9 protein-coding genes are annotated in these 9,295 nt (G+C 71.3%); 2 read left to right on the top strand and 7 right to left on the bottom strand.

Annotated elements, in window-relative coordinates:
* Both ACO1X9_RS13155 and ACO1X9_RS13150 read right to left on the bottom strand, forming a co-directional pair.
* On the bottom strand, positions 1 to 167 hold a 167-nt coding region (locus ACO1X9_RS13155; RefSeq protein WP_486351298.1), incomplete at its 3' end, for a HesB/IscA family protein.
* 41 nt (positions 168 to 208) lie between these two features.
* Positions 209 to 1,621: a M20/M25/M40 family metallo-hydrolase gene (locus tag ACO1X9_RS13150; protein ID WP_486351297.1), complete on the bottom strand. Its 1,413-nt coding sequence runs from the start codon at positions 1,619 to 1,621 to the stop codon at positions 209 to 211.
* A gap of 16 nt (positions 1,622 to 1,637) precedes the next feature.
* On the opposite strand from ACO1X9_RS13150, the gene ACO1X9_RS13145 reads away from it, so the two are divergent.
* A complete protein-coding gene (locus ACO1X9_RS13145) occupies positions 1,638 to 2,204 on the top strand; it encodes a DUF3043 domain-containing protein (protein ID WP_486351296.1) in 567 nt (188 codons plus the stop codon).
* A 22-nt stretch (positions 2,205 to 2,226) separates the two neighbouring features.
* Here ACO1X9_RS13145 and ACO1X9_RS13140 read toward each other — a convergent pair whose 3' ends face one another.
* The 3 genes from ACO1X9_RS13140 to hisD all read right to left on the bottom strand — a co-directional run bounded on the left by ACO1X9_RS13140 (position 2,227) and on the right by hisD (position 5,197).
* Positions 2,227 to 3,243 (bottom strand): quinone-dependent dihydroorotate dehydrogenase, encoded by a 1,017-nt coding sequence (locus ACO1X9_RS13140; protein ID WP_486351295.1) that lies wholly within the window; start codon positions 3,241 to 3,243, stop codon positions 2,227 to 2,229.
* Between the two features lie 111 nt (positions 3,244 to 3,354).
* The gene (gene nrdR, locus ACO1X9_RS13135) at positions 3,355 to 3,831 is read right to left on the bottom strand and encodes a transcriptional regulator NrdR (RefSeq protein WP_486351294.1); all 477 of its coding nucleotides are present in this window, start codon (positions 3,829 to 3,831) and stop codon (positions 3,355 to 3,357) included.
* Positions 3,832 to 3,892: 61 nt separating this feature from the next.
* A complete protein-coding gene (hisD, locus tag ACO1X9_RS13130; protein WP_486351293.1) occupies positions 3,893 to 5,197 on the bottom strand; it encodes a histidinol dehydrogenase in 1,305 nt (434 codons plus the stop codon).
* A gap of 56 nt (positions 5,198 to 5,253) precedes the next feature.
* Between hisD and ACO1X9_RS13125 the strand changes: the two genes are divergently transcribed.
* The gene (locus ACO1X9_RS13125; RefSeq protein WP_486351292.1) at positions 5,254 to 5,757 is read left to right on the top strand and encodes a flavin reductase family protein; all 504 of its coding nucleotides are present in this window, start codon (positions 5,254 to 5,256) and stop codon (positions 5,755 to 5,757) included.
* 7 nt (positions 5,758 to 5,764) lie between these two features.
* Here ACO1X9_RS13125 and ACO1X9_RS13120 read toward each other — a convergent pair whose 3' ends face one another.
* Both ACO1X9_RS13120 and dnaE read right to left on the bottom strand, forming a co-directional pair.
* Complete coding sequence (locus ACO1X9_RS13120; RefSeq protein ID WP_486351291.1) at positions 5,765 to 7,111, bottom strand: FAD-binding oxidoreductase; 1,347 nt, start codon at positions 7,109 to 7,111, stop codon at positions 5,765 to 5,767.
* A 29-nt stretch (positions 7,112 to 7,140) separates the two neighbouring features.
* A partial coding sequence (dnaE, locus tag ACO1X9_RS13115) for a DNA polymerase III subunit alpha (protein ID WP_486351290.1) occupies positions 7,141 to 9,295 on the bottom strand: 2,155 nt, incomplete at its 5' end.

Genomic DNA, 9,295 nt, shown 5'->3' with positions numbered 1-9,295 from the left:
TGGTAGATGAGACCGCTGCAGCCGCCGGGCTGGACGGCGACACGCAGACGCAGGTCGTCGCGGCCCTCCTGCTCGAGCAGGTTCTTGACCTTCGTCGCGGCCGTGTCGGTGAGCTTCACGCCGTGCGTGGCCGCATCGGTCGAGGAGGTCAGTGCGGTGTCCGTCATGGTGGTGATTGTACGCGTTCGACCCGGGTATCGCCGGAGCGCTACTCCCCCGGCGCGCGTGCCTCGAGCCGCGCGAGCAGCAGCGCCTCCGCGAGGATCGCGCGACGGAAGGTCGGCAGGTGCACCGACTCGTTCGGGCTGTGCGCGCGCGACTCCGGGTCTTCGACCCCCGTGATGAGGATCTGGGAGGCCGGGAACAGCTCGACGAGGTCGGCGATGAACGGGATGGAGCCGCCCGCGCCGATCTTCACGGCATCCCGCTCGTAGGCCTCGCCCATGGTCTCGAGAGCGTCCGCCGCAGCCCAGCCGCTCGTGTCGACGAGGAACGGGTTGCCGCTGTCGAGGTCTTCGATCGAGAGCTCGGCGCCGTGCGGCACGTTCGCGCGCAGGTGGGCCTCGATCGCGGCGAAGGCGTCCTGCCAGGTCTGCCCCGGAGCCACGCGCGAGCTGATCCGCACCCGCACACTCGGCACGAGGGTGTTCGACGCGTTCCTGATGCTCGGGATGTCCATGCCGGTCACGGTGATCGACGGCTGGTACCAGAGCCGGGAGAGGATCTCGCCCCGGCCGATCGGGCTCGCTCCCTCGAGCAGCCCCGACTCCTCGCGCAGCTTCGCCTCGTCGTAGTCGGGCGTCGCGGCGTCGTGCGCCGTCAGCCCCTCGACCGCGACCGAGCCGTCGTCGTTCCACAGCGTCGCCAGCAGCTTGACGGCCGCCATCGGGGCGTCGGGCACGGCACCGCCCATCATCCCGGAGTGGCTCGCGTGCGCCAGGGTCGTGATCCGGAGGTTGAAGGCGACGGCTCCGCGCAATGCGACGGTGAGTGCGGGAGTGTCGAGATCCCAGTTGCCGGAATCGGCGACGACGATGACGTCGGAGGCGATGCGGTCGCGGTAGCGGCGGAAGATCTCGGGCAGCGACCGCGACCCGAACTCCTCCTCGCCCTCGGCGAAGAGCACGAGACCGACCTCGAGGTCGGTGCCGAGTACGTCGGTGAGCGCGCGGATGGCGCCGATGTGCGCCATGACGCCGGCCTTGTCGTCGGCGGCTCCACGCCCGTAGAGCCGGTCGCCCCGCAGCGTGGGCTCGAACGGCGACGAGTCCCAGACGGACTCGTCCTCCCCGGGGGGCTGCACGTCGTGGTGCGCGTAGAGCAGGATCGTCGGCTTGCCGTTCCGTGCCTTCCGCGTCGCGATGACCGCGGGCTGCCCGAGCTTGCCGTCATCCCCGTAGGGGGCCTGCACGATCTCGATGTCCTCGAAGACGCCGGTCGCGTCGGCGAGAGCCTTCACCGCCTGCGCACTCGCGACGACATGGGCGGGGTCGAACCCGTCCCACGACACCGACGGGATGCGCACGAGGCTCGACAGGTCGGCGACGGCGGCGGGGAAACCGGCCGCGACCGCCTCCGAGAGCTCGGCGGCGTGCGGGGTCGGGGTCTGGTTCTCCGGCATCCCGTAATCTTAAGTCGTGGCCAGAGCATCCAAACCAGAACCCGCGACTCCGGTCGAGCCGGAGCCGACCGTCGCCGGCAAGGGCCACGCGACGCCGACCCGCAAGGAGCAGGAGGCGGCACGTCGCCGCCCGCTCGTTCCGAAGGATCGCCGACTCGCGCGTCAGCAGAACCGCGCGCAGCAGCAGGTCGAGCGCGAGAAGGCCCGCGTCGGCATGGCGAACGGCGAGGAGCGCTACCTCACGATCCGCGACAAGGGCCCGCAGAAGCGCTATGTGCGCGACTTCGTCGATGCCCGGTTCAGCGCGGGTGAGATCCTCATGCCGATCCTCGTGCTCGTCATCCTGACCTGGTTCGTGCCCGCGATCGCCGACTACGCGTTCCTCGCGTTCTGGGCCGTCTTCGTCTTCGTCGTCATCGACTGCGTCGTGCTCGGCTTCCAGGTGCGCCGCCGCCTGCGCGAGAAGTTCGGCGCCGACAAGGTCGAGCGCGGCGTGCGCTGGTTCGCGGCGATGCCCGCGGTGCAGATGCGCTTCCTGCGCCTGCCGAAGCCGCAGGTCAAGCGCGGGCAGTACCCGAGCTAGGTCTCGACACGCCGCGTCGCGGCTACTCGACCACCGAGCGGCGCAGACCGCGGTTGATCGACCGCGCCCAGAGCGGACCGCGGTAGAGGAACGCCGTGTAGCCCTGCACGAGGGTCGCTCCGGCGTCCAGTCGCTCCCGCACGTCGGCGGCGGTGTCGACTCCCCCGACCGAGACGAGTACGAAGTCGGCCGGCACGTGGGCGCGCAGCAGCCGCAGCACCTCGAGCGAGCGAGCGGCGAGCGGCGCTCCGGAGAGGCCCCCCTCCCCCGCCGCCGTCACGACGGCAGGTGCGGTGCGCAGGCCGTCGCGCGAGATCGTCGTGTTCGTGGCGACGAGTCCGGGGAGACCGAGTCGCACGCTCAGGTCCGCGATCCGCAGCACCTGCTGGTCGGTGACGTCGGGCGCGATCTTGACGAGTACCGGCACGTCGCCGGCGGCATCCCGCACGGCCTCGAGCAGCGGGGCGAGGAGGTCGAGCTCCTGCAGCCCGCGGAGACCGGGGGTGTTGGGCGAGCTCACGTTGACGACGAGGTAGTCGGCCAGCGGGGCGAGACGCCGCGTCGACACGAGGTAGTCGTCGAGGGCGTCCTCGACCGCGACGACGCGCGACTTGCCGATGTTGACGCCGATCACCGGCCGGTTCCGCCGACGACGGGCCTTCTCGAGCCGCCGGGCTGCCGCCTCGGAGCCTGCGTTGTTGAAGCCCATGCGGTTGATCACCGCGCGGTCGGGCAACAGCCGGAAGAGTCGCGGTCGCGGGTTGCCGGGCTGCGGCACGGCGGTGATCGTGCCGACCTCGACGTGACCGAAGCCGAGCACGCCGAGCCCGCGGATGCCGGCGGCCTCCTTGTCGAAACCGGCAGCGAGACCGAACGGCGAGGCGAAGCGCAGCCCGAGCGCGTCGACGGCGAGCGACGGATGGGGCCGGCTGAGGCCGCGGAGGAAGCCCGGCAGCAACCGGATGACGCGGAACGCGAGGTGGTGTGCGGTCTCCGGATCCATCCGGCTGAGCACGAGTCGGAAGAGGAGCGCGTACATCGCAGCCAACCTATCGTGACCCTCGGGCCGAGACGGCCCTCGGCGCTGGCACGGCCGTGAACGGGCCTGCGGCGAAGGCCAGAAATGGCCTTCGCTCCCAGCTCCAGCGCGCTACTCGACCACCGAGGTCTCGCCGGTGCTGGCATTCTCCACGCGGAGAAGGGCGATCGCCGACTCGAAGTCGTCGAGCGAGTCGAAGCCCTGGTACACGCTCGCGAAACGCAGGTAGGCGACTTCGTCGAGCTCGCGCAGCGGCGGGAGGATCGCGAGGCCGATGTCGTTCGCCTCGATCTGCGAGACGCCCGTCGCCCGGATGTTCTCCTCCACGCGCTGCGCGAGGTAGGCGAGGTCGGCGTCGCTCACGGGGCGTCCCTGGCAGGCCTTGCGCACACCCGACACGACCTTCTCGCGGCTGAACAGCTCCACGATGCCGGAGCGCTTGATGACCGTGAGGCTCGCCGTCTCGGTCGTCGAGAACCGGCGACCGCACTCGGGGCACTGCCGTCGACGCCGGATCGACAGCCCGTCATCGCTCGTGCGGGAGTCGACGACCCGGCTGTCGGGATGGCGGCAGAAGGGGCAGAACATGGTGCGACCAGGATAATTCCCGCGCACCGGAAAGTCTGGGAGGCCGGACCGATCGGTGGACTCAGCGGAAGCGCACGTCGACCGCGTCTCCGTGCGCAGGAAGGTGCTCGGCGTCGCTCATCGCCCGGATATGCGGCGCGACCTGCTCGAGCGCCGCGCGTTCGTAGCGCACGATCTGCTGCGGTCGCAGGAACGTCGCGGCTGAGATCCCGGCCGTGAACCGCGCGGTGCCACCCGTGGGCAGGATGTGGTTCGACCCGGCGAGGTAGTCGCCGAGGCTCACCGGCGAGTAGGCGCCGAGGAAGATCGCGCCGGCGTGCGAGACCCGGTCGAGCAGTGCTCCGGGGTCGGCCGTCTGGATCTCGAGGTGCTCGGGCGCGTAGGCGTCGCTCACGCGTGCGGCGGTGTCGAGGTCGTCGACCAGGATCACCGCCGACTGGGGCCCCCCGAGCGCCGTGAGGACGCGCTCGCGCGCCGCCGTCTGCGCGACCTGACGTTCCAACTCGGCGAGCACGGCATCCCGCAGCGCCTCCGAGTCGGTGACGAGCACCGCGGCGGCGATCTCGTCGTGCTCGGCCTGGCTGATCAGGTCGGCGGCGACGAACGCGGGGTTCGCGACCGCGTCGGCGATGACGAGCACCTCCGACGGCCCGGCTTCGGCGTCGATACCGACGTCGCCCTGCACGACGCGCTTGGCGGCCGCGACGAAGACGTTGCCCGGCCCGGCGACGACGTCGCCGGGGTCGAGGGAGAGCTCCGGGACCCCGTAGGCCAGCGCGCCGATCGCCCCGGCGCCGCCCATCGCGTACACCTCGTCGACGCCGAGCATGCCGGCCGCTCCGAGGATGAGCGGGTGGATGCCGAACTCGAAGTTCCTCTGCGGCGGCGAGGCGAGCGCGATCGAGTCGACGCCCGCGACCTGAGCGGGCACGACGTTCATGACGACGCTCGACGGGTACACGGCCTTGCCGCCCGGGATGTAGAGGCCGACGCGGTCGACCGGTTGCCAGCGCTGGGTGATCTGCGCCCCGTCGGCGAGGGTCGTGACGGCGGCGGCGGGCACCTGTGCCCGGCTCGCGCGCCGCTCCCGCCCGATGACCTCCTCGAGCGCGGCCCGCACCTCCCGCGGGAGCGCCGTGACGGCCGCCGCGATGTCCGAGGGATCGATACGCACCGACGCCGGACGCCCGCCGTCGAAGCGTTCGGCCTGTTCTGCGAGGGCGTCGATGCCCCGTTCGCGGACTGCGCGCACGAGGTCCGACGCCACGGGGACGGCGGCCGCGACGTCGACCTCGGCGCGATGCACGAGCGCGCGGAGCTCCGCATCGGAGGGTCGTCGGCCGCGGAGATCGATCGTCTGGATCATGGCCCGTCCATGCTACGGGCGGAAGAGCGGTCGCCCGGACGCGGTTGGATGGAGAAGTGGAGCCACACATCGCCGACGACCTCTCCGCCTTCAAGCTGGCGTTCCGTCGCCACGCGGCCGGCGTCGCGGTCGTGACCGGTCGCACCGCGGAGGGCGTCCCGGTCGGCTTCACCGCGACCTCGCTCGCGTCACTCGCCGCCGTACCGCCGCTCGCGACCTTCAACATGGCGCGCATCTCGACCGCGTGGCCCGCCGTCGAGCACACCGATCACGTGCTCATCCACCTCCTGGGCGCCCGCAATCGCGCACTCGCCGACCGGCTCTCCGGCCCGCATGACGCGCGCTTCGCCGGCGACCACTGGACGCCCGGGCCGCACGACCTCCCCCTGCTGAACGACGTGCCCGCCTGGATGCTCGGTCGGATCGTCGAGCGCGTGCCGATCGCCGACAACGCGGTGGTCGTCGTGCGCATCGAGGACGGCGGCCTCGGCGACGAGGACGAGGCGCTGCTCTACCACGAGCGCTCGTACATGGCTCCGGGGCCGATCGTCGAGGGCTGACCCCGCGTCAGTGAGGACCGAAGGGGAAGACCCCGCGCGGGTCGACCCGACGACGCAGCTCCGCCAGGCGCGCGAAGGTCTCATCGCTCCACGCGGCGGCGAACTCGGCCGCGGTCGGCACGTGGGAGATGAAGTGGATGTTGGTGCGCTCCGCGATCCACGGCCGGATCGCGTCGGCGAACCCCGCCGCCGCGCGCGGGAGCACCTCGGCGTGGAGCGACGGGTCGGGCGCGCCGAGCGCGTGCAGCGCGAACTCCGCGCCGCGCCCGCCCGCCGCGGAGCCGCCCTCGACGTCGGTGCGTGTCGCTCCACCGAGGTGCCGTACCTCGATGCCGAGGAAGGGCAGAGGCGACGCGGGATGGAACTGCGTCGTGAGCGCGGTGGCGAAGTCCTGATCGAGCGTCGTGAGGAGCGTTCCCCAGCCCCAGCTCGGCACCGGATCGGTCGGGTCGGCGTGGATCTGCGCGACGTCGGTGAGCGCCATCGGCCCGAGCACGTCGGTGTCGACCGGGGCGAGGGCACGGAGCGGAGCCGCCAGCCGTGCGCCGTCGTCGACCGAGCCCGCGAACGCGAAGCGGAGGGTGAGCAGGAAGCGCCCGCGCAGGTGCGGCGGCAGGAAGTCGAGGTCGGGGAACCGCACGACGAACGCCGACGTCGTGACGTCGTCGGGGGCGGTTGCGGTCCAGTCGATCCAGCCGCGGAGCGCCGTCTCGACGTGCGGCGTGTCGAACGTGAGCGAGCCCGCGTAGAGCCCCTCGAGCGGTACGAGGCGCACCCGCACCTCGGTGACCACGCCGAGGCCGCCCTTGCCCCCGCGCAGGCCCCAGTACAACTCGCCGTCGCCGTCGGGACTCGCGTCGACGGTCTCGCCGTCAGCCGTGACGACGGTCGCTCCGAGCAGGTAGTCGGAGGAGAAGCCGTGGCTGCGCGCGAGCGGGCCGAGGCCGCCGCCGAGCAGATAGCCGACGGCGCCGACCGAGGTCGCCGATCCGGTGATCGGGGCGAGACCGTGCGGAGCCGCGGCGGCGATGACGGCCGCCCAGTGCGCGCCCGCCTGGATGGTCGCGACGCGCGCCGCGGGATCGATGCTCACGGCATCCAGGCGCCGTGTCGTGATCAGCACACCGTCGGACACCGGCACGTGGTCGCCGTGTCCCGTGGCGACGACGCGCACCGCGAGCCCCTCGGCCGCGGCGAACCGCACCGCCTCGACGATGTCGGCCGCCGACGCGGCGCCGACGACGAGGGCGGGGCGGTGGCGGACCGCGAGGTTGAACCCGGCGACCTCTTCGGCGAAACCGGGGTCATCGGGTTCGAGGACGACTCCGGAGATGCGGGCGGCGAGCTCGTGCATGCACGCATGCTACTGAAGGCCGACGACCCTCAGACGACGCAGTTCGGCCCGAGGAGGCTCTTGAGCTCGCCGTAGAGGTCGGCGGTGACGGTGACCGGGAAGGGCACCTCGAACATGCGCGCCGTGTCGCCGCGCACGAGCCGCAGCCGCACCTCGTTGTCGCCGCGGTGCCGGATGAGCACGTCGTTGAGCGCCGACACGACCTCCGTCGTCGCACGGTGCTCGGGCACCGAGATGACGAGCGGCCCCGAGCCGAGCGACGCCCCCGTGTCGGGGACGAAGAGACTCACGGCGTGCAGGTTGAGCCCGTCGTCACGCGTCGCGACCCTGCCCTTGATGACGACGATCGAATCGCTCTGCAGCGAGGGGGCGAACTCGGCATAGGTCTTGCCCATGAAGAGCACGGTCACCTCGCCGCCGAAGTCCTCCACCGTCACCATGCCGTACTGGTTGCCCGAGGCGCGCGCGGTGCGGTGCTGCACGCTCGTGAGCAGGCCCGCCACGCTCACGGTCTCCCCGTCGTTCGCGGCGTCGCCTCCGATCAGCTCGCCGATCGAGATCGTCGCGTGCTTCGCGAGGGTCTGCTCGAGGCCGGCGAGCGGGTGATCGCTCACGTACAGGCCGAGCATCTCGCGCTCGAACGCGAGCTTGTCGCGCTTGCTCCACTCCGGCCGATCGGGGACGGATTCGACCGCGTGCTCCGGCTCATCCCAGAGCGAGTCGAAGTCGAAGCCGACCTGTCCGTTGGCTTCGTTGCGCTTGTCGCTCACGGCGCGCTCGACGGCGCCCTCGTGGATCTCGATGAGCGAACGGCGGGTGTGGCCCAGGGAGTCGAACGCGCCCGCCTTGACGAGCGACTCGACGGTGCGCTTGTTGGCGACGGGGATCGGCACCTTGCGGAGGAAGTCGTGGAAGGTGCTGAAGCGGCCTGCCGCGTCGCGGGCCGCGCGGATGTGCTCGACGACGCCGTAGCCCACGTTGCGCACGGCGCCCAGGCCGAAGCGGATGTCGCCGCGCCCGCCCTCGGTCGGGACCGCGGTGAAGTCCCCCGCCGACTCGTTGACGTCGGGTGGGAGGACGCGGATGCCCATGCGGCGGCACTCGTTGAGGTAGAGGCCGAGCTTGTCCTTCGCATCTCCGACGCTCGTGAGGAGCGCGGCCATGTACTCGGCCGGATGGTTCGCCTTGAGGTAGGCGGTCCAGTAGGCGAGCACGCCGTAGCCCGCCGAGTGCGCCTTGTTGAAGGCGTAGTCGGCGAACGGCATGAGGGTGTCCCAGAGCACCTGCACCGCCTGGGCCGAATAGCCGTTGGCGACCATGCCCGCCTGGAAGTCCTCGAACTGCTTGTCGAGCTCGGACTTCTTCTTCTTGCCCATCGCACGCCGCAGCACGTCGGCCTGGCCGAGGGTGAACCCGGCGACCTTCTGTGCGACCGCCATGACCTGCTCCTGGTACACGATCAGCCCGTACGTCGTGTCGAGGATCTCGCGCAGCGGCTCTGCGAGCTCGGGATGGATCGCCTCCGCGCGCTGCAGGCCGTTCTTGCGGAGCGCGTAGTTCGTGTGCGAGTTCATGCCCATGGGTCCGGGGCGGTAGAGCGCGATGACGGCCGAGATGTCTTCGAAGTTGGTGGGCTTCAGCTGCTTGAGGAGGCCGCGCATCGGCCCGCCGTCGAGCTGGAAGACGCCGAGCGTGTCGCCGCGAGAGAGCAGCTCGTAGGTGGCCGGGTCGGCGTCGAGGTCGAGCTCCTCGATCGCGAGGGTCTGCCCGGTGTTGCGCTCGATCGCGTTGAGGGCGTCCTGGATGACCGTGAGGTTGCGCAGGCCGAGGAAGTCCATCTTGAGCAGACCGAGATCTTCCAGCGGTGGCTGGTCGAACTGCGTGATGATCGCGCCGTCGTCCTGACGCTTCATGAGCGGCACGACGTCGATGAGCGGCTCCGCCGACATGATGACGCCGGCCGCGTGCACGCCCCACTGGCGCTTGAGGTTCTCGATGCCGCGCGCGGTCTCGAACACCTTCGCGGCCTCGGCGTCGACGTCGAGGACCGCTCGGAGGTCGCCCGCCTCCTTGTAGCGCTCGGCGGACGGCGTGACGACGTCGCTGAGCGACATGTCCTTGCCGAGCACGGGCGCCGGGAACGCCTTCGTGAGCTTCTCGCCCACGCTGAACGGCATCCCGAGC

This window comes from Pseudolysinimonas sp. (assembly GCF_057350545.1).
This window is presented reverse-complemented; position numbering and strand designations above follow the sequence as displayed.